17 protein-coding genes are annotated in these 19,795 nt (G+C 61.8%); 8 read left to right on the top strand and 9 right to left on the bottom strand.

Annotation, left to right across the window (positions count from 1 at the left end; all coding sequences use genetic code 11):
- Window positions 1–17: 17 nt before the first annotated feature.
- A complete protein-coding gene (locus ABIB57_RS24290; protein WP_354043880.1) occupies window positions 18–782 on the top strand; it encodes a PP2C family protein-serine/threonine phosphatase in 765 nt (254 codons plus the stop codon).
- Window positions 779–2,938, top strand: coding sequence for a serine/threonine protein kinase (locus ABIB57_RS24285; RefSeq protein WP_354043879.1), 2,160 nt, complete (start codon window positions 779–781; stop codon window positions 2,936–2,938). Before ABIB57_RS24290 ends, ABIB57_RS24285 begins: the two co-directional genes overlap by 4 nt.
- Here the strand turns inward: ABIB57_RS24285 and ABIB57_RS24280 are convergent.
- A complete protein-coding gene (locus ABIB57_RS24280; protein WP_354043877.1) occupies window positions 2,911–3,600 on the bottom strand; it encodes a hypothetical protein in 690 nt (229 codons plus the stop codon). The two genes, ABIB57_RS24285 and ABIB57_RS24280, sit on opposite strands and share 28 nt — an antisense overlap.
- A gap of 91 nt (window positions 3,601–3,691) precedes the next feature.
- Here ABIB57_RS24280 and ABIB57_RS24275 point away from each other — a divergent pair, with 91 nt between their 5' ends.
- Entirely contained in the window at window positions 3,692–4,030 is a 339-nt protein-coding gene (locus ABIB57_RS24275; RefSeq protein ID WP_354043876.1) for a hypothetical protein, read from the top strand.
- Window positions 4,031–4,147: 117 nt separating this feature from the next.
- Window positions 4,148–4,543, top strand: a complete 396-nt coding sequence (locus tag ABIB57_RS24270) for a hypothetical protein (RefSeq protein ID WP_354043875.1) — start codon at window positions 4,148–4,150, stop codon at window positions 4,541–4,543.
- A gap of 25 nt (window positions 4,544–4,568) precedes the next feature.
- On the opposite strand, the gene ABIB57_RS24265 is transcribed toward ABIB57_RS24270, so the two are convergent.
- From ABIB57_RS24265 to ABIB57_RS24250, 4 genes are all read right to left on the bottom strand, one after another.
- Complete coding sequence (locus tag ABIB57_RS24265; protein WP_354043873.1) at window positions 4,569–4,916, bottom strand: ExbD/TolR family protein; 348 nt, start codon at window positions 4,914–4,916, stop codon at window positions 4,569–4,571.
- Between the two features lie 62 nt (window positions 4,917–4,978).
- Window positions 4,979–5,398 carry a biopolymer transporter ExbD gene (locus tag ABIB57_RS24260; RefSeq protein ID WP_354043872.1) on the bottom strand — a complete coding sequence of 140 codons (420 nt, stop codon included), beginning with the start codon at window positions 5,396–5,398 and terminating at the stop codon, window positions 4,979–4,981.
- A gap of 7 nt (window positions 5,399–5,405) precedes the next feature.
- The gene (locus tag ABIB57_RS24255; RefSeq protein WP_354043870.1) at window positions 5,406–6,008 is read right to left on the bottom strand and encodes a MotA/TolQ/ExbB proton channel family protein; all 603 of its coding nucleotides are present in this window, start codon (window positions 6,006–6,008) and stop codon (window positions 5,406–5,408) included.
- 19 nt (window positions 6,009–6,027) lie between these two features.
- Entirely contained in the window at window positions 6,028–6,474 is a 447-nt protein-coding gene (locus ABIB57_RS24250; protein WP_354043869.1) for a hypothetical protein, read from the bottom strand.
- A 96-nt stretch (window positions 6,475–6,570) separates the two neighbouring features.
- On the opposite strand from ABIB57_RS24250, the gene ABIB57_RS24245 reads away from it, so the two are divergent.
- Complete coding sequence (locus tag ABIB57_RS24245; protein WP_354043868.1) at window positions 6,571–7,044, top strand: DUF1036 domain-containing protein; 474 nt, start codon at window positions 6,571–6,573, stop codon at window positions 7,042–7,044.
- Window positions 7,045–7,334: 290 nt separating this feature from the next.
- On the opposite strand, the gene ABIB57_RS24240 is transcribed toward ABIB57_RS24245, so the two are convergent.
- Window positions 7,335–9,065: a caspase family protein gene (locus ABIB57_RS24240; protein WP_354043866.1), complete on the bottom strand. Its 1,731-nt coding sequence runs from the start codon at window positions 9,063–9,065 to the stop codon at window positions 7,335–7,337.
- Between the two features lie 195 nt (window positions 9,066–9,260).
- Window positions 9,261–9,686, bottom strand: coding sequence for a hypothetical protein (locus tag ABIB57_RS24235; protein WP_354043865.1), 426 nt, complete (start codon window positions 9,684–9,686; stop codon window positions 9,261–9,263).
- A 151-nt stretch (window positions 9,687–9,837) separates the two neighbouring features.
- On the opposite strand from ABIB57_RS24235, the gene ABIB57_RS24230 reads away from it, so the two are divergent.
- Both ABIB57_RS24230 and ABIB57_RS24225 read left to right on the top strand, forming a co-directional pair.
- Entirely contained in the window at window positions 9,838–10,023 is a 186-nt protein-coding gene (locus ABIB57_RS24230) for a hypothetical protein (protein ID WP_354043863.1), read from the top strand.
- A 149-nt stretch (window positions 10,024–10,172) separates the two neighbouring features.
- Window positions 10,173–10,622 carry a DUF6714 family protein gene (locus tag ABIB57_RS24225; protein ID WP_354043862.1) on the top strand — a complete coding sequence of 150 codons (450 nt, stop codon included), beginning with the start codon at window positions 10,173–10,175 and terminating at the stop codon, window positions 10,620–10,622.
- Between the two features lie 186 nt (window positions 10,623–10,808).
- On the opposite strand, the gene ABIB57_RS24220 is transcribed toward ABIB57_RS24225, so the two are convergent.
- Entirely contained in the window at window positions 10,809–18,782 is a 7,974-nt protein-coding gene (locus ABIB57_RS24220) for a GH36-type glycosyl hydrolase domain-containing protein (RefSeq protein ID WP_354043860.1), read from the bottom strand.
- Between the two features lie 27 nt (window positions 18,783–18,809).
- On the opposite strand from ABIB57_RS24220, the gene ABIB57_RS24215 reads away from it, so the two are divergent.
- Window positions 18,810–19,136, top strand: a complete 327-nt coding sequence (locus ABIB57_RS24215; RefSeq protein WP_354043859.1) for a hypothetical protein — start codon at window positions 18,810–18,812, stop codon at window positions 19,134–19,136.
- Between the two features lie 242 nt (window positions 19,137–19,378).
- Here ABIB57_RS24215 and ABIB57_RS24210 read toward each other — a convergent pair whose 3' ends face one another.
- Window positions 19,379–19,606 carry a hypothetical protein gene (locus tag ABIB57_RS24210; protein ID WP_354043857.1) on the bottom strand — a complete coding sequence of 76 codons (228 nt, stop codon included), beginning with the start codon at window positions 19,604–19,606 and terminating at the stop codon, window positions 19,379–19,381.
- Window positions 19,607–19,795 lie beyond the last annotated feature (189 nt).

Genomic DNA, 19,795 nt, shown 5'->3' with positions numbered 1-19,795 from the left:
ACGCAGGATGGACAGCGTTGGCGCAGTTTCTGTTCGATAGTTGGGCTGCAACACATCCCGGCAAGGTACGCGACGTCAACGAGGACAATTTCCTGGCCGAGCCCTCGGCGGGGCTTTGGGTCGTCGCTGACGGCATGGGGGGCTACGAGGCCGGAGAAGTGGCCAGCGGCGCTATCATCAGCCATCTGTCGACCTTGGGCCGATCGACCTCACCCGAAGACCAACGAGCCCGCTTCATCGATCGGCTCGACCGGGCCAATCGCGAGGTGTTCGATTATTCGACGGCCAAGGGATCTACGGTCGGTTCCACGGTGGTGGCGCTAATGGCCTATGGCGACAGCTACCAAGCTGCCTGGGTCGGGGACAGCCGCATCTATCAGATCCGCGATGGCCGCATTCGCCAGCTCAGCCGCGACCATTCGCAAGTACAAGAACTGATCGAGGCCGGTGTGCTCAGCCCCAGCGATGCACGCAGTTGGCAGCATCGCAACGTCATCACCCGCGCCGTGGGCATCGGTCTCGACCTGCATGTGGATTTTGTCGATGGCGTGTTCCAGCATTCCGATGTGTTTGTCGTGTGCAGCGACGGCCTGACCACGCATCTGGAAGACGAGGAAATTGAGGGCATTGCCCACGGCCGCCGTCCGCGCGAAGCCTGCGAACAATTGGTGGATCTGGTGCTCGAACGTGGTGCCAGCGACAATGTGACGGTCGTCGTGGTCAGCGTCTGGCAGGCGGATTTGACTGTGCCGCTGAGCGAGCGAACGGCGATCGTGGCGTGAGCGAGGGAGCTGGGCCACAGGATGCGCCACCTGTAACAGGCAAGATTGAGCGCCTCGAGGCGGGCGCCCTGCTGGGTGACACCTATGAGATAGAGGCCCTTTTGGCCACCGGCGGCATGGCCGAGGTGTTTAGGGCACGCAATGTGCACACCGATGAGCCCGTGGCGGTCAAGGCCATCCTGCCCGCCGTTGCGCGCGACGCGACCATGCTGGCTTTGTTCAAGAAGGAAGCTACGGTCCTGTCGCGGCTGCATCACGACGCCATCGTGCGCTACTACCACTTTACCGTCGACCGGCAGAAGGGCATCCCCTACCTGGTGATGGAACTGGTGAATGGCACTCCGCTCAACGAGCGTTTTTCCGCGTCGCCGCTCGATCCGGAACAGACCGCGCTGCTTTTGACCCGCATTGCATCGGGCCTCTCGGCGGCACACGGAGCCGGCGTCATCCATCGCGACCTCTCGCCGGACAATGTCATCCTGCCCGACAACGCAGTGGATCGCAGCAAGATCATCGATTTCGGTATAGCCAAGGCCGGCTCCATCGGCGGCCATACGGTGGTGGGTGATAGCTGGGCCGGAAAATACAACTATATGTCGCCAGAACAATTGGGTCTGGAGGGCGGGGAGATCACGCCGCGTTCGGACATCTACAGTCTTGGCCTGATCGCGGTGGCGGCGCTGCGCGGCAAGCCGATCGACATGTCGGGTGCGCTGGCGGAGGTGATCGAGAAGCGCCGCAGCGTGCCTGACCTCGCCGGTCTCGACATTCGGCTGCAGCCTGTCATCGCTGCCATGCTGGAGCCGCGCCCGCAGGACCGGCCCAATAGCATGCAGCAGGTGATCGAGCGCGTCGCCGCCGCCATGTCACGGCTGGACGACAGCGGCACCGTGGTCATCTCGCGACCGGCACCGCCGCCTCCGCAGCGGGCGGTGGAAAACAGCTGGCCGACGCAGTTGTCCCAGCGGCCGGTGAGCCCACCCTCGCGCCAGCCGGCGCTCGAAGACGATAGCCCGTTTGGTCCGCCGGCAGCGTCAGGTGTGGGGGAGAGGCCGACGCGGGCCGCAGCGGAAAACGTCGTACTCGCGCCGCCGCTGCCGAAGTCGCGAGGCAAGGGCGGGTATATGGCGATTGCCGTGGTCGGGCTGGTCGTGCTGGCTGGAGCCGCAGTGCTGTTGCAGCAAATGGGGATCGTGCCCTCGCTGTTACTGTCGGCGGGAACCAGCGCGCTGGCCATTCCCGAGGCTGACAGCACGGTCAGGCCGCCCGTTGCGCCGGAGCCGGATGCCGAATCGCTGGCCGGGGCCGAGCGTGACCGGACCGAGGCGCTAGCCGCGGAGCAAAGAGAACGCGACCGGGCGGCAAAGGAGGAGCAAGAGCGTCTGGCCGCCGAAGCGGCCGTGCGCAAGGCGGCCGAAGAGGCGGCTGCACAGCAACAGGCCAATCAGGTTCCATCGGGCGTGACGCTGCCCGGCACGCCGCCAGCCGGCATGACGGTTACGACCGGGAACAATGACACGGCGACGACAACACCCGACATTGGCGGCGCTGTCGACGACGCCGACTGGGTCAAGCGCTATCCGCTCGGGGCGTGCCAATATGCCACCATTACCAGCGTGGCCGAAAACGCGGTGGGCATCGATGCCATGGGCATGGACCCCCAGCCTTTCCGCACGCTGATGCGCGATTTTGTCCAGGAGCATGACTACGAGCCCGACATTATGCTCGGCCTGACCACCCCCGAACAATGCGGCGCCATAGATTTCCTGCGCGCTGCTGATCAAATGGCCAATACCGGGCCGCAACTGGACCTGTCGCGCTACAACGTGCCGACCGGCGAAACGGTAGAAGGCCATGTGAGTGGCGCCGACGGCTGGGTCGCCAACCTGCTGTTGGTCGATCCCAAGGGCGTCGTCAGCACGGTGTATCTGAAGGCGCAGGGTGAACTGGAGGCGTTTTCGCTGGCCGTGTCGACCGGGTCCGGCCAGGCCGCGCCGATGCTGCTGATCATGGTCGCCCAGCGCTCGCCGTCCACGCCGCTAACGGTCAGCGGCTCAGGCGGGGTGGCATTCGCCCCGCTGCTGCAGCGGATCAAGCAGCAGCCGCAGCAATTTGCGGTGCAATCGGCCTATTTCAAGGTTATTCCTGCGCCATAGACCTTGAAGGCCGTCATGCCAATGGCGGCGCTGATGCCGAGCTGGTTGAGTTCATCGAGCAGTTTCGGCAGCAGGTCGGCCGCTTTCCCGCTGAAGGGACTGCGCAAGGTGTCCAGCTCGCGTGACGATGTCACCGCTAGCAGCAACTGGTTATTGCCAGCGCCCGTACCGATCGCCACAACAGGGGCGTTCAAAACCACCTTGCCATCCACCAGTGCCAGGTGATCGCTGAGATCGGTGACCTCACCGTCGTCGTCGACCAGAAAAGCCGTCACCCACGAGCCGCCCTGATAGGCGATCTCGGCCCTGAGGTGGGTGCCGTTTTCCACCATGGCCTGGGCGACATCGACGCGCGCGACGACGCCAGGGCTGTTCTGCCACTGATCGAGCATGCTGGCCGCGGCACATTGATTGGGCGAGATCACCGTGGCGCGTGCCGAAACCGCCCTGGGAAAAGCCGCCCGCAAGGCACTGGCAAATTGGCGAGACGCCTCTGCGCTACCAAAAGTCGTCACGTCCGCATTATTGTCGACGACGCTGACCTCGGCGGAAAGGCACGGCGTGCCGCGATAGCCGGCGATGAAGGAGCGCAGGCTTTCGGCGAACGGCACGGTCGGCTGCAGGGGCGGCGGCTCGACCGGAGCGATATTTGCGAGGTGCATCGGGGCCTGTCCTGCGAGATGCGTGCCAGTCGCAATAGGCGCTGGCCCGTCGGCCACCGCGCTCTCGTTCGTCGGCGCGACTTGTGCTGACGTGCCGATCGCGACCGCTGTTGACGCTATCGCCGGCACGTCGGTCGCGGGGGTGATAGCGGTCGATGGAACGGTCAGGATCGCGGTTACACTTGACGTGGCGGTCGGCGCCGCACTGGCGCTGCCGCTCACTGGCAAGGCAAGTGACGGCATGCCAGCCGCGACCGCCGTGGAGGGCGTCGGTATTTCGGAGGGTACGATTGACTGCGGCACGATCGACTGCGGCACGTTTGGCGCGATGGCCGCCGCCGACGCCATAGTCGTCCCGATACTCCCTGCAACAACGGGCGCTGCGATGGCCGGTGCCGCCGTGGCAACGGGCAGGCTAGTGGCAGGTTGAACTGAAGCGGCCTTGCTTCGGTCAGCCGGCACCATCGTCGCTTTGACCGGGCCAGCGTCAACCGGCACGCTCTTGGCTGGCTGCAGGGCCGCAACGCGGGACTGCGCAGTTGCGGCAATGGCCGAGGAAGTGGCCACTGCTGTCGGCGCGCTATTGGGTGCAATTGGCTGCGTAAGCTCTCGCTCAATCGGCGGCAACGGCGTAACACTGTGGGGCACTATTGGCACTGCCGCTACGCTGGATGCCACAACGGTCTGTGCCGCTGGCGACGTTGCGGCGGCAACGGAAGTCTGCACCTCGGCGGCCTGGACTGCCAAGGAGGTAACCAATTCGGCTTCTGGCGGCGCCACGGCGCCAGCCACAACGTGGTCCGGCAAGGCGGTAGCCACATCCACGGTCAATCGGGCGATCGATACTTCCGTTTTGGCCTGCGCCGTTTCCACGCGCGGCACGAGAGCGACCGCAACGGCGACGATGGCCAAGTGTACGCCAACTGAGCCGATGGTCGAATAGATCCATATGCCGCGTCCGCGCCGGCTCACGGCGCGGTCCTGCGCAGCGTCACCAACTGCACACCCAGCCCGGCGGCTGCGAGCGTCGTAATCACGCCAGCAAGCTGCTGGGCGGGATAGTCCGCGGCCACCAGGACAGTCATGGTCGCCGCCTTCGTCGCCAATGCGGAAGATGCCAACCCGTCGTGTGCTACCTCAGATCCATTCAAATGCATGGCTCCGTCGCCGGTCAGCGTCAGCAGCGGCCGCGGCAGCCGGGACTCGATCGCGGAATTCGCTTCAGGCGGCAGCACCGTGGCTTCAGTGGGGTTCACCAGCGAGCCGGCCGCTACGAAATAGAGGATCAGCAGGAAAATGACGTTGATAGTGGGCAAGGCGAAGTCGAGCCGTGGCCGCGGCCGCGGCGGCAACAACGTTCGCCTCGCCGTTGGCCCGCTCAATTACCCCTCCCTGAAGCCGGGACGATCAAAACACTTGGGAAGCCTGCGCCTTTGAACGTGTCGATCACGTCCACCAAATCTTGCGCCGTAGCTTGGCGGGCCGCCGAGACATAGGCGGTGGTGTAGCCATCCGCGATCGCCTGAGCGACAGCCGTGCCCAATTGATCGCGTGCAAACAGCTTACCGTTGAACCGGGCGCTTGCGGAGCCGACCGAGACCACCAGTTCGCGTTGCACCCCGAGGGGGGTGGTCGCGGAGGTTGCAGTTGCAGTCTGTCCGCTCACGGCCAGCAAGCCATAGGGCGCCGTCTGGGAGGACAGCATGAAGAACAGCAGCAGCAGGAACATGACATCGACCAGCGGCGTCAGCATGAAGCTGAACCGCCGCTTGCTCTGGCCGCCCAGCCGGATTGCCATGATGCGCCTATCTTTCGTCCGAAAAACTGGCCAAAACTGCCTCCATGGCCATACGCTCGTTCTCGACCCGGCTCTCGAGCCAGGTCGAGAGAAAATAGAATGGGATCGCCACGCTCAGTCCTAATGCCGTCGTGCTCAAGGCCGTCCAGATGCCACTCGCCAAGACGGCCGGATCTGCGGCACCGCCCGATTGCGACAGCCGGTTGAACGCCTCCATCATCCCCAGTACGGTACCCAGCAGCCCCAGCATCGGTGCGGCCTGCACGACCGCCTCGATGATGCGCAAATGCCGCGACATCTCCGCCAGCAGGGTCGTTGCCAAGGAAATCAGCCCGCCTGGAGACGACATTTGCCGCAACCCGGCGGCGGTGACTTGCGATAGCGCCGCGGAGTCTCTCTGCACCAGCGCCAAGGCTGTGCCCGCGTCACCATTGCGCCACGCTGCCATGGCCTCCCTCGCCGGCCTATGCCGTCCCACGCCCAACCGTGCGAATTGCACGGCTTTGACGATGAAAGTGCTCAGTCCCACAATCGATGACAGCAGGAGGGCCACGAGGATGGGTCCGCCGATCGAGAAAAGTTGGCTTCGCACGAACTCGAGCATGCTCATTGGCTCCGCCGGGTCGTGGCTACAAGGACCATGGGAACTGGATCGTCGTCAGCGTTGACGCCTGCAACGCAGTTTCGCAGACCGGGCTCTCCTTTCCCTCGGCATCGAGGCAGGAGATAAAGTCGTTGACGGCAATGGCCGAGAGGCTATCGCAGGCCTGCCCGGCAAGGGCGAACTGCTGGGCCTTGGGGCGCCCCTTCGGAAAAGCGCCAAACTCGAAATTGGTCAGCGCTACGACATGGCCCTGGACGTCGACCACCGTCATGCTGAAAACGCTGGCTGAGACATCGATGTCGGTATCGTTTTGGGCCACGAAGGTCAGTTGGCACGACCCGTCGACCGTTTGCATATTGTTAAGTTGCAGTTTGATTTTGCCGCCCTCCGTGGCGGCCTGGGCCGCTGCCGGCTGGACAAGCAGCAAGCCTAGTCCGATACTTCCGATTACGCGCAAGACGTCGTCAAACATCGACTGCACCCATTTTCATTCTAGCTCGACAACCAGACTAACGCAGCCAAGCGTCACAGGAAAGGCGCGCTGGCCATGGCCGTCAGGAACTTTCGCTTGTACGCAATCCAAGGATCATCGCGCCGGATCGGCATATTTCTGCGGTGGCTCGTGGCGCCGGTCATTCTGGCCCTGAGCGCCATGCTCGGCACCAGTGTGGCTGTGCACGCCGAACTCTCGGTGTGCAACCAGACGTATGACGTGGTCAATCTGGCGGTGGGCTACCAGAGAGGCGCGGATTTCCAGACCTCGGGCTGGTGGACGATCGGCGTCAATCAATGCGCCAATGTCATCCGCGAAGACCTGCCAAGCCGGTATGTGTTCGTTTATGCCGAAGATGTGTTCGGCCAATCGCTGTTTCAGGGTGGTCGCAGCCTCTGCATCGGTACCAAGCGCTTTCAGACGAGCGCCATTGATCAATGCTGGCAGCGGGGCTTGATGGGCGTCGACTTCACCGAGATCGATACCCAGCAATCGCCACGCTGGACGCTATTCTTGCGGCAGGGCGGCATCGAAGGAAGTGCCGACTAGAGGGGGGCCGGTGGGGCGACGATGGCGCCAAAACCACCGTTCATGTGCTCGATCCAAGGTGCGCCGAATGGGTGGAGAACGACGTGGTCCGGAGCATGCCTCGCGACATCAGCTTAGAGGTTTGGATGGATTTGAGCACGACGGCCGCTCGGTTGACTACCGCCATGCCCAGTGAGTCATGCTGGTAGCGGATAAAGACATCCTGAGGCGAGGATCGGCACGCTTAGAAAGTTCGGGATGGTCGCGTCCATATTCTGTCGGTAGGGGCCGCGCCGCGCAGATCGGCTCACCTATTCAGCAAAGCCGAGTTCTCGGCATCTCTGGCCCTCTTTCTCGCACTGCCTCAGCGCTTCTTCCCGCGCAACTGTCAACGACACCTCGCCAGATGCGGCGCCACAGTTGTAGCCGTCTTCGCTGGCATAGAAGGACTTGGGCGAGCTTTGATCGTTCCAATGACGGTAGTCCAGGACGCATTCGCGGACGAGCACGGTGTTGGCAAATAGGGAGAACGCTGCCAGATTTTGGTCCTGTGCGACGACCACGCATCCGGCAATGCCGCAATCGGACAGGGCTCGCGAACGCGCTTCTTCTAGCGTGGCGTTGGACCAAGAGGATCCGCAATCCTGCCCTTGCTCACTCCAGGCGAAGGCCTTGGCACCGAATTGATCGTTCCAGTTCCGATAGATTTCGGCGCAACGTTGATCGAGATTGTCAGGCGAAAAATCGGGCGCTAGCGTGTCGGCATCGGCCATGGATGTAACTGGGCACGCCAGCCCGGCATTGTTCTGCAGCCAGGCCAGCATTTGAGCGTCGGGTAATTCCGGCGGTTTGCTGCCGGCTTCGGCGCCGTAGCGGGCCAGTGCCGCCTGGCTGAGAGAAGCCCAGTCGCCATCGACCGGGCCTGGATCGCATCCGGCATCGGCCAGCACCTGCTGGATCGACATCACCCGTTCGATCACGTCCGGCGACAGCTCAGCAGGCGATTCTGATCCAGCAACGGGCGCCGCCGCCTGCACGGTCGGCACCAACCCGACGTCGGCACTCGTGGGACCAGACGCGGCGCGGGCGACGTCCAGCGCCTGCATGCGCTCCAGGGCCGCCTCGATGTGGATGCCGCGCGGATAGGCATAGATGAACTGCTGCAACTGGGCTTGATCCTCGCTGTTCTGGACCAAGGACCAGGCGAAGTCCTCCTGCGCGGATGGAGCCGGAACTGGCTGGCCAAGATCGGCAGGAACAGTCGGGCCGGCGGCCACAGCCGCATCGGTGGGCGGGACGAGATAGATATATTCGCCCGGTAGCGAACCATAGACGAACGGCTCCTGACGATTGAGCGTGGCCGTCAACACCGAGTCTCGCACCTTTCGGAACAGGAAGTTGATCTCGAGCCCCGGCACTTCGATATTGTCGAGCAGCGCCTTGGCAAAGGGACTGTTGCGCCCATTGCCGTCGAGCGCCACGGTGCCGCCTTTGGCCGAATATGCAACCAGCGTGCCGCCACCGAGTTCGGGCGGCGTCAGGCCGCGGCCGACCGAGCGGTTGGCTCCGGTGACCGTCATCTGCGCCGCAAAGGGATTGTTACGACAGGCATCGAGCAGCACCATGCGAAGGGTGCGCGCGCCTGACACAGCCTCATTGAGGAGATCGATCGGGATGGTCTCAAAACTGACGTCTCGATCGCTTTCGAGCGCGGCATCGACGGGAATAAGATAATTCTGTTTGTCGATCTCGATGCCGTGGCCCGCGTAATAGATCATTGCCATGTCGGCGCCGGAAGCGGCGCTGCTGAACTCGTGCAGGGCAGCGCGCATCTGGTTAGCATTGAGGTCGTTGGCCAGAGTGACGGTAAATCCGATACGGCCCAGTGCATCGGCCACGTCGGTGGCATCGTTTTCCGGGTTAGTTAGTGGGGCCACGTGGGTATAGGCGCCATTGCCAATCACCAACGCAACGCGCTCTTGCGCCGCAGCGGAGGCCAAGCTTAGCGCCATGGCAATCGCGACTAAAACCCCTCTGATCATTCCCATCCTCTCGATCGTTGAATGAGATTAAGGGCAATCGTGAGGGCTTTCAAGGTTCGCGGCTAGTGGCTTCCGGGGCGGCAGCGTGACTATAGAAATCGCAGCAACGCTGATCCCGCTGATTTTGACTGCAAGCTTAATCGACTTAAACATTGCACCACAGTGCACGGCGCCGCGTGGCAAAGCTCACCCTGACTATCGGCTAAGTTCCGCGGCCAACGATGGGCTTAAGGTTCGGTTACGCGGTAGGCTTTCCCAAAGCGCGGGGTCTGCAAGCTTGGCATAGTAGTTGAACCAATAGACCACCCACGGAGTACCGGGCGCAAAATTCGCTCCTTTTGCAGGAGATGCAACACCGTCTACAACCGACATCTTACCCAATTGCTGCATCCGAAAAATGTAAAAGCCGAGAATCGGATCGAATATCGTATCGCGGTTGGGCTGCATTTTCGAACCATTGATCGCGACTTGCAACTGCGGCGACCTCTGGCCAATCACAAGCAGGACCTTAAGTAGCTCGACATCAGTGGGGCGGTTGGGACAACCCCCAGGGCCAACCCGGTCGGAGACGTTATACAGAAAGGGCATGTCCCTTGATTGTAGTTGAAGTTTGGCTGCCATGGAAAAACCCCGAGTAGCATGAATGGTATGAATTTGCATTCAGCCGGGCAAGAGGATTGTCGGCAAATGCTCATTGCTGTGCATCATTCATAAGTCTTGCCCTTTATCAGCGCTTGAGCAACGCTGCTTGGAGAGACACGGGAGCGCGGGCATGTCGAAATTCCCCGACGATCACAACGTGACCGATGGACTCGTCAACGGCATTGCTCCGTTAATTGGAAAGCTGGTGATCAGCTTCGCTTTGTTGGAAAACGCCGTCAGCGCCATGGTTAGGATTCTTGCTGAGGGCAGACGAGAAACCGGCAAGTTGTCCTTGATGCCAAGATACAATTGCTAAGACACCCTGCTGCGCATCCAGCCTTCGCGGCGATGGCAAAGTTGGACCAAGCCGTCAGTGACCCAAAGGGCTCTCCAAACACCGAGGAAAGCTGGTCCATTGAGCGCTGACCGAATACCTGCCAGCATCTGACGAATGTGTTTTCACCGATGTTGATTGCGATAGAGACGATCTGGGACCTAAAGACGCGTTCTACGCATCGCGAGGTAGTCTCTTTTGCCGCAAGACGCGAAGTGATCACGCACGTGATGATAAACGCCGCCATTGTCGCTTGGCAGTTAATCTGTTGGTTTCCACTGAGAAGTGACCCGCTAGGCCTGCGCTATTATCTGCCAGCCTTGATGCTGAGCCTGCTCGATCGCTACGATCCGTCGTCGATGAGGACTATCGGAACACTACACGGATCGCTTCCGAGCGCGGGTTATCCGTCAGATGTTGCCACCCACCGGTTTTCGCTGCTGAGCCCAATACACAAACGGGCAGTCGCTCGCTTTTTGTTTCTACTAGCCGATCTGGTCAAACTTGACTGTGAAGATGAGAAGACTGTGAGTCGAGCTCTCGAACGATACTGGGCAGTTTTTCTGGACCAGAATTCTTAATGTCGTGATGATCGAGCGCGCCGCAAATTATCGGCGCCAATCTTAAAATCGCTACTGTCGGCGAGTGTCTCCCCAAGCACAGCCGGACCTCATGCAACCCGCCCGCCGGGACTAGCAGGGCGTTCGCATAATATGCGGTATGGAATGCTGAGCGACCCTGAAGGTCTGACGGGTCAAAACGGCTCCTTACAAACCTACCCCCCCGAACTCGACAAGCAGATTGTGGTAGCTACCATCTAAGGGCAGGCGCCAAGGTTTGCCGGTGCTCGGCAAGGTTACCCCGTCGAGGGTGGCTGTTGAGGGCACATGGCGCGTCACACCGCCGTTGCGGACAATAAGATCATATCGGGTTCCCGCAATGTCTAGCGCCGCAGAAAACTCTGGCCAGGAGGATGGCAAACAGGGATCGACAACGAGGATGTCGCCCTCGCGTCTCAATCCAAGGATGCCTTCAACGCCTGCGCGATACATCCAGCCAGCTGAGCCGGTATACCAAGTCCAACCGCCGCGCCCGGCATGTGGTTCGACTGAATAGACATCGGCGGCGACGACGTAAGGTTCGACCTTGTATCGCGCGACGGCCTCTGGCGTGGACCCATGGTTGATAGGATTGACGAGGGCAAAGAGGTCGTGGGCCTTATCGCCCGCGCCAAGTTTGGCAAATGCCAGGATAACCCACATGGCAGCGTGACTGTATTGGCCGCCATTTTCACGCAAGCCAGGCGGATAGCCCTTGATATAGCCGGGGTCGCGCGCGGTTGCATCGAAGGGTGGGGTAAAGAGCAGCGCAAGGCTGTCATCCCTGCGGATCAAATGCTTCTCAAGCGACTCCATGGCCACCGTAGCCCGAATGGGGTCGCCGGCGCCGGACAGCACCGCCCAGGACTGCGCAATCGAGTCGATGCGGCATTCATCATTGTCCTTTGATCCCAGCCAGGTGCCATCGTCAAAGGTGGCGCGTCGATACCACGCGCCATCCCAGGCCTCGCGCTCCAGAGCTGCCTTGAGCTTTGCGGAGTGGGTTCGCCAGCGTTTGGCTCGCACTGTGTCACGGGAATCGGCAATCGGCAGGAACAGATCGAGGGCACCGAGCATTAGCCAGCCCAGCCAGACGCTCTCGCCAAGGCCGCCCTCGCCAACCCGGTTCATACCGTCATTCCAGTCGCCCGTACCCATCAGTGGCAAGCCGTGGCTGCCGGTCAGTTTGATTGCCTGGTCAAGACCGAGCGCACAGTGTTCGAATAGGGACGCGACGCGCTCGGAGGTCATGGGCTGGAAAAAGGCGTCATGCTCGCCCTTGGCGAGTCTGGGGCCTTCGAGAAAGGGCACGACTTCCTCAAGGATCGCCGCGTCGCCTGTGGTCTTGACATAGGTGGCGGTGGCAAAGGCGAGCCATACTCGGTCATCGGAGATGCGCGTGCGCACACCCTGACCGGAGTGGGGCAACCACCAGTGCTGCACGTCGCCTTCGACGAACTGCCGACCAGCGGCGCGCAGGATATGGTGGCGCGTGTCGTCGGGACGGGCGAATGTCAGCGCCATGCCATCCTGCAACTGGTCGCGAAAGCCATAGGCACCGCTCGCCTGGTAAAAGGCCGATCGCGCCGTGATGCGGCAGGAAAGCGTCTGATAGAGCAGCCAACCATTGAGCATGATATCCATCGCCCTGTCAGGCGTTTTGACCTGAACCTTGCCCAGTACCGACTGCCAATGTGTGGTGACCTCTGCAAGCAATGAATCGAGGTCAGCAGTGCGGTATTGCTCGATCAGAAGGCGAGCTGCCTCGTCCGAACTGGCCTGTCCCAGCAGCCAGACAACTTCGACGCTCTGTCCGGCGGCCAGTTCGATTTCGGATTGCAGAACCGAGCAAGGATCGAAACCCGCCCCGGTGCTTCCACTAAGAGGCGCGCGCGCGACAAGCGCTGCGGGTGCCTTCAAACTGCCGTTTCGACCGATGAACTCGGTGCGGTCGGCCGTCCAGCTGGTCTGACGTCCGGCCAGATCGGAAAAGGCGACGCGCCCGGGAAATGCCATGCCCCATTTGTTGCGGGCAAACATCGCCCCGGTTTGGGCATCGATGGCCGTTGTGATGAAAGGTCCGGTCGCACCGCGCTGGGTGCCGAGCACAAATTCGGCGTAGCTGGTGATCCCAAGTCTCCTTGTCTGAGCCGAATGGTTGGTCAGCGTCAGCCGCGAAATCCGGATCGGATCGGCAAGAGGCACATAGGCGAGCAGATCGCTCTCGATACCATGCGCGCGATGGGTGAAGCGGGAATAGCCGAAACCGTGGCGCGCGACGTACCCCCCCTTGTCCTGGATGGGTTGCGCGGTAGGGCTCCAGAGCGCCCCGGTAAGGTCGTCGCTGATATACATCGCCTCGCCAACCGGATCGCTGACTGGGTCGTTGGACCATGGGGTGATCTGGTTATCGCGGCTATTGTCCGCCCAAGTCTGGAAACTCCCCTCGCTCGACACCTGGAAACCGAAGCCTTCATTGGCAACGACATTGATCCAGGGAGCCGGCGTGGTTGCGCCGTTTTCCAGTATGGTGACATATTCGGTGCCATTCTTGGCGAACCCACCAAGTCCGTTGAAGAATTCCAGATCTGCAGGATGATCCACCGATTCCGCCGATGCGCGCTCGAACGGCAGAAACGCGCCCGAGCTAGTATGCGCGGCTGTCTTGGCTGGGTGGACAAGCTGGTCCGAGATCGCGCCCCAACGGGCCGTGAGCACCACGCGCGCTACCGCGTTCAACAGATTTCGTGTCTCCAGGCCCACCAGATCGGCCCTGAGGACATGCACTGAGCCCTGGGCGGGTGCATCGTCATACCGAGGACGGGATTGGCTCGTGCGCACCGCCGCCTCGATGGCATTCTGCAAGTCCTGCACGTATGAAGAGCCGCGCTCGTTGACGATCACCAGGTCGACCGCCAGCCGCTTGATGCGCCAATACTCATGGGCCCGCAACATCTGGCGCAAATGCGGAATGTCCTCGACCGCGTCGATGCGCAGCAAAACGATGGGTAAGTCACCGGAAATGGCTTGTGGCCACAAGGCCGATTGCGGACCCGCTCCTGACGCGATCCGCTCGGAGGAGGGCCGGAAACGCCGATCTGCATAAAGCACTGGCGCAGCCAGACGCTGGAAATCAGCCGCCTCATCGTGCGCGATGCCGAGATGGTAGAGTTGAACCTGGGCCTGAGTCCAGGCAAGGGTCTTAGCTCTCTCGAAGGCACTGCGGTCATGATGCTTGTCAACCAGTTCCAGCAGTTCCGCACGGGACGAGGCGACCAGCGTCCAGAACGCAATACGCGCCACCTTGCCGGGGGGGATGCGCAGTTGCCGACGGAGTGAGAAGATCGGATCAAGCACGGTGCCCACCGTGCCCGATAGCTTGCCGCCACCATAGATGGCCGCGGCAGTGCCGATGGAGCGGTTCCGCCCCAAGAACCGTGCCCGATCAGATTCGTGTTGGGGGTCGGCGATGAGTTCGCCCTCGACCACAGCGAAATGCGCCGCCCAGATTTCGGGCTCATTTGGCGCGCGTCGGCGCCGAGTTGCGATCAGGGCGTCAAATTCGGGCAGGTATTCGGTCTGGACGAACATTTTGGCAAAGGCGGGATGGGCGTTGTCCGTGGTTGGTGTCGTCAGCACCAGCTCGGCATAGGAGGTGATCTCGATGTCCCGCGCCTGGCGTCCACTATTGGTCAGGCAGACGCGGCGAACCTCTCCGTCGTCTTCTCCCGATACCAGAATATCCATTTCGGACGTCAGGGTCCCCTCGTGACGCAGATACTGGGCATGATCCTCCCCAAACACGACAGACGCATCGGCCTGGTCGTTCATCGGCTGCGCTGTCGGGGAAGATACAACGCCAGTCTGCAGGTCCTTGAGAAACACGAAGGCACCGCAGTCGTCGCGGGTGGCGTCTTCGCGCCAGCGGGTGATGGCAATGTCGCGCCAGCGGCTATAACCGCCCCCCGAGGCGGTCAGCATCACAGCGTACCGACCGTTGGACAGCAGGTGAGTAATCGGGGCGCCGTGATGAGGCAAAGTGATCCTCCGCATCGTGGGCGCGGGATCCAAGGCAACGTCGGTTGATGCTCTGACCTCTTCGGCGCGCGGGCGGGCAATGGCGACGTCGCGCGGCATCCGCTCTGAAAGGAGCAATTCACTTGCCTTGATGATCGGGTCGCGATGGAAGCGCGCGCGCATCCGTCCATCCTGCAGGACGTTGGCGATCGCGATGATGGTCATGCCCTGATGATGCGACATGTAGCTGAGCACAATGGCGACGTCTTCACCCTCAGGTAGTCGGGAGCGAGTGAAGTCGAGTGCTTCGTAGAATCCGTGAACACCCAGTGCGCCCATCGACTGGAAGCGGCGGAAATTCTCGGTTGCCGCAGCCGGGTCAACCATGGCGGCCAGCCCGGTAGCGTAGGGGGCGACAACCATATTGCTAGACAGACCACGCTTGAGCCCCAATCCGGGCACCCCAAAATTGGAATATTGATAGGTGAACTCAAAGTCGCGGGCATTGTAGGCGGATTCCGACACGCCCCAAGGGACGTTGCGCATTCGCCCATAGGCCTCCTGACGGGCCACGATCAGCCGGTTGGTGTCGTCGAGCAGGCTTCCTGCTGGTGCGCGCATCACCAACGAGGGCATGAGATATTCGAACATCGAGCCCGACCAGGAAATCAGCGCTGAACCATTGCCAAGCGGTGTAGCCGCCCGCCCCAGACGGAACCAGTGGCGCGTTGGGACGTCGCCCTTGGCGATTGCGAACAGGCTGGCAAGGCGCGCTTCGGAGGCGAGCAGGTCGTAGCAATTGGCATCGAGGCCATTTTCGGCCAGTGAGTACCCAATGGACAGAAGCTTGCGGTCGGGGTCCAGAAGGAAGCCGAAATCCATCTCAAGCGCCGTCTTGCGGGCGATCGCCGCCACTGCGCCGAGCCGCTGGTCAAACGCAGCCCTATCTTCGAGAAGCGCCTGGCCGTCCCGCGCCGCTTCCGCCACGGCGCGCCGCATGGCCAGGATCCAGAAGCCAAGTTCCGGGTCCGCGCCGGCCGCAGAAACGGGATCTGCCGCCGACACCAGTTTCTGCGCCTTTTCTGACAGACGCATCAGAGCCGGCACGACCATATCGAACGCTTGCTGGCCTTCGAGCAGGGACTCCATCTCGTCCAGGACCGATGCGAGGGGGCCGTCCGTGCCGCTGGACATATTTACCAGCGACATACGGGCCAGGGCCAGCGCGTCACCCAGGCCAAGGCGCGTTTCGGCCGGCGGGGCTGCAACCCAGTCTTCACAGGCATTTGCCAGCGCAATCAGGTGCCCGGCAAGGTTGCCACTATCCACCGATGACACATAGGCGGGATCAAGGGTCTTCAGGTCGCGCGTATCATACCAGTTGAAGAAGTGCCCCTTGTATCGGTCCAGTTTTGCCAGCGTTGCAAACCCGGCCTCCAGCCGCTCGATGGTTTCCAGCGTGCCCATCCAGCCAAAATCGCGCGCCGCAACGGCGGAGAGAAAGTACAGGCCGATATTGGTCGGAGAGGTGCGGTGGGCAATGGCGGGCGAAGGGGTTTCCTGGAAGTTGTCCGGCGGCAACATGTTGTCGTCCGGGGTGACGAACGTCTCGAAAAAACGCCAGGTGCGCCGCGCGGTCAGCCTGAGATAATCCGCATCGCTGGGGACGAGTGTCCTGCCTGATCGTGTTGGTGGTGACTGGCTGGCCCAGAGCGCCAGGGCGGGCGCTGCAAGCCAGACCAACGCCACTATTAGTGCGAGGGGCCAGGACTGGGGCGAAACAGCCATAGCCGCGGCGGAAATGATCACGGCCAGCATCGTTCCGCCAGCCATGTCGCCATAGAACCCACGTAGCGTGAGGCGCGCCCGCCCACCTACACTAGCCGCGGTGGTCCATTCGAGAAGATGCTTTCGGCTAACGAAGAGGCGAAATAGGGTACGGAACATCGCATCGCAATTCCGCCACGCCTGATCTGGCAGCAGGGCCAGCCCCAGTCCGAATTGCACGATGGCCATTTGCAGGTCGCGGGAAAGTCGACGTAGGTGGGTGCGCAATTGCATGCCCGGTCGACGCGGCAGAATGGCAAACACGAGTGGCATCAAAACGGGGATGGCAAGTGCTGACAGGATCAGCACCACCCCGGTCACGCCTGGGCGCAGCGGCATTAAGCAACAAAGCAGTAATGCCAGAAAAGCGGTCGGGGCGACCAGCGAGCGCCGCAGATTGTCCGCCATTTTCCAGCGTCCGATGGCTGGCAGATGGCCGTTCCCAGCAATCCAGGGCAGCAATTGCCAGTCCCCGCGTGACCAGCGGTGCTGGCGGCGGGCGGCCACGTCATAGCGGGCTGGAAAGTCATCGACGACTTCGATATCGGAAGCCAGGCCCGCGCGGGCGAAAACACCCTCGAAAAGATCATGGCTGAGAAGCGTGTTGTCGGGGATACGCCCCGCCAACGATGCCTCGAAGGCGTCGACATCGTAAATACCTTTGCCTGTATAAGAGCCTTCCCCGAACAGGTCCTGATAGACATCGGAGACTGCCGCCGCATAGGGGTCAATGCCCCCCGGCGCTGAAAACACGCGCTGATAAAGCGAGCCGTCACGGCCGATGGGGAGAGATGGCGTGACGCGCGGCTGGATGATGGCATAACCATCCACCACCCGTTTCTGGTCGACATCGAAGCGCGGATTGTTGAGGGGATGGGCCATCTTTCCCACCAGGCGCGCCGCCGCGTCGCGCGGAAGCCTAGTGTCTGCATCCAGAGTGATGACATAGCGCACATTTGGCGGCACCTGGGGCGTGCCACCATCTGGTGTGGAAAAGCTGGTGTCACGGGCGCCGCGGAGCAGCCGGTTGAGTTCGACCAGCTTCCCCCGCTTACGCTCCCAGCCCATCCACACGCCCTCCCCAGCGTTGAACTGCCGCCTGCGGTTCAGCATCAGGAAGCGGTCCCCATCAGGGCCTGGCGCGTGACGTGCGTTTAGCGCCGCTATGGCATCGCGCCCAATTTCAAGCAGTTCTGCATCGCCTGCGAGCGTTTCCGCATCTGCGTCGAGGCCATCGATCAGCAGGGCGAAACTGATATCGCCGCCAGCGCCGGACAGATGGTGGACCTCTAACCGTTCGATTTCTTCGAGCAGTTCCATCCGCCCGACCAGCAACGTTGGTACGACGACCAGGGTTCGCAGACGGGGTGGAACGCCGTCAGACAGATCAAGCCCAGGCAGGGTGGCGGCACCAACACCCCAGCCGATGGCGCGGTTGATCAGCGATGTAGCCAACTCGCTCGCCGGCAAGAGCGCCAGGCCCAAAAAAGGGTAGAGCAGTTCCCCCGCCAGGCCAAAGCCGGCCATCAGGCAGCCCAGCAGACCGACTACCGCGAGACTCAACCCGCCGATCGTGGCGCCGTACCCGCGAATGCCTGTCCGAGCGAACGCACGATTGAACGAGAGCTGGACAGATGGCCGGAACCCAATGCTGCGTTCGAGCGACGGGCGACCTTGGGCAATCAGGTGATAGCCTGGGTCGCCCACGCGCTCCGCTTCGATGGGGTCGGGCGCAACTAGCGCGGCTGCGCTGGCCGCCGAAAGCGCAGCGCCGGCGATGTCCAACTCCGAAAGCAGCGCGCCGCGTGCGAGGTATTCGATGGCATTGCGATAGAGGTCGCTCGTTGCGAAATCCATTGCAGTGAAGGAACCACTCTGACCGAGCCTGGCATCCACCAGACTGACGCTTTCAAAGAGATCGGCCCAGTCAATATCGGAGATCAGCCGCATGCTGGTGATGATGTTTCGCACACTGACATTGGACGCGCCCTGGCGCTGTTGAGCGTGCAGGACGACGTTTTCGATGGAGTTGCCCTGTCCGACCAGGCGATCCTCAAGCCAACCATATGCAGGAGTCGTTCGGGGGTCGTGATCGCGAAGCCGCTTGGCCAGCTGAGCCGCGAACAACTCCGGGAGTGGTTCGGGAAAAACGCCGGCAGTCAGATGAGCGTTCTCTCCACCGGCCAGCAGAGCATCGGCAACGGTGTCGGCCTCTGCGCGGACCTTGCGTCCGGCGGTGATCTGGTCGGCCAACCGACGCAGGTTTTCCACCAGTACAATGCGCAGCGTGATGGCCACGGCCCATAGCTCCCCGATGGTAAGGGGTTGGACCTGCTGATAGGCCACGATAAATCGGCTCAGCGTTTCGGGATCAAAGTGGCTGTCAGTGTGGGCGATGAACGCCCAGGCCATGCCGAAGACGCGGGGGTAGCCGGCGAACGGCCCCTCGGCGAGCTTGGGCAATTGTCGATAATAGTTGGGCGGCAAATCGGCGTGAATCTCGCGGATTTGCTCTTCGACAAGATGGTAATTGTCCAGCAGCCACTCTGCTGCGGGCACCATCGTCCGCTGGCTTTCAACCTCGACGGCGCTGGCACGATAGGCGGCCAGCAGAACGGTGGCGTTGCTTTTCAGCCTCTTGCGCAGCGATAAAACGGATGGTGGCCGCGTTGTGACTGACTGGGCAGATGCAAGACTTCGTGCGTGCTGCTCGAGACGTTCGACCCCAAACAGTTCCTCGCGCACCGGGGCCGGATCATGCCACGGACTGGCTTGACGCAAGCGATTTCCGGCGCGAAGTTTTTCGAGGACTGTCATGCTTGGTCTTCCTCGATGTGACTGGATGTGTGTCGGCGTAGCGGTCGCTGGCCGAAATCCCCTGCAATAGTCTGCTGTTATCCACCCTGGACGAGAAATACTTCGTCGGTACCTTCGACCTTGTACTCTCCTCGGCCAACCAGCTTGAGCGGTCGTCCGTCGGCCAGTTCGAACCGTTTGATGCCCGTTGGTGCCCCATCCGAAACGAGGGATGTATCTGCGCTGGGATATTGCTGAATTTCATAGATGGTCGCGGCGCCGCCATTCGGCGTTTGCGCCTCGTGCATCCCAACTATCTTTTCCATGACTGGTAACTCTACGAACTGTTTTCACGCGCCTAGGACCCGCGCCAAGCGCCGTCGGCACCCTAGGGTGTAGTCGAGATACGATGGTAGCGTCGGAAATTACCTAAGCGACCAGACACAACACGGACCTGCCTGGTAGAGGCTCCTGGTATGCGGTTTTGCCTGCACTGCCTTCCCAGCCTGGACGCG

It is taken from the genome of Devosia sp. UYZn731, from assembly GCF_040546795.1.
Lineage (GTDB): Bacteria > Pseudomonadota > Alphaproteobacteria > Rhizobiales > Devosiaceae > Devosia.
Note: the sequence above shows the minus strand (reverse complement) of the source record. Positions and strands in the feature narration are given on the sequence as shown.

Bases quoted from the DNA above. Each gene is read 5' to 3' on its own strand.
- ABIB57_RS24210 (WP_354043857.1), bottom strand. From the start codon at position 19,606: ATGGAAAAGATAGTTGGGATGCACGAGGCGCAAACGCCGAATGGCGGC.
- ABIB57_RS24230 (WP_354043863.1), top strand. From the start codon at position 9,838: ATGTCGAAATTCCCCGACGATCACAACGTGACCGATGGACTCGTCAAC.
- ABIB57_RS24255 (WP_354043870.1), bottom strand. From the start codon at position 6,008: ATGAGCATGCTCGAGTTCGTGCGAAGCCAACTTTTCTCGATCGGCGGA.
- ABIB57_RS24260 (WP_354043872.1), bottom strand. From the start codon at position 5,398: ATGGCAATCCGGCTGGGCGGCCAGAGCAAGCGGCGGTTCAGCTTCATG.
- ABIB57_RS24270 (WP_354043875.1), top strand. From the start codon at position 4,148: ATGGCCGAGGAAGTGGCCACTGCTGTCGGCGCGCTATTGGGTGCAATT.
- ABIB57_RS24250 (WP_354043869.1), bottom strand. From the start codon at position 6,474: ATGTTTGACGACGTCTTGCGCGTAATCGGAAGTATCGGACTAGGCTTG.
- ABIB57_RS24235 (WP_354043865.1), bottom strand. From the start codon at position 9,686: ATGGCAGCCAAACTTCAACTACAATCAAGGGACATGCCCTTTCTGTAT.
- ABIB57_RS24280 (WP_354043877.1), bottom strand. From the start codon at position 3,600: ATGCACCTCGCAAATATCGCTCCGGTCGAGCCGCCGCCCCTGCAGCCG.
- ABIB57_RS24225 (WP_354043862.1), top strand. From the start codon at position 10,173: ATGTTGATTGCGATAGAGACGATCTGGGACCTAAAGACGCGTTCTACG.
- ABIB57_RS24240 (WP_354043866.1), bottom strand. From the start codon at position 9,065: ATGATCAGAGGGGTTTTAGTCGCGATTGCCATGGCGCTAAGCTTGGCC.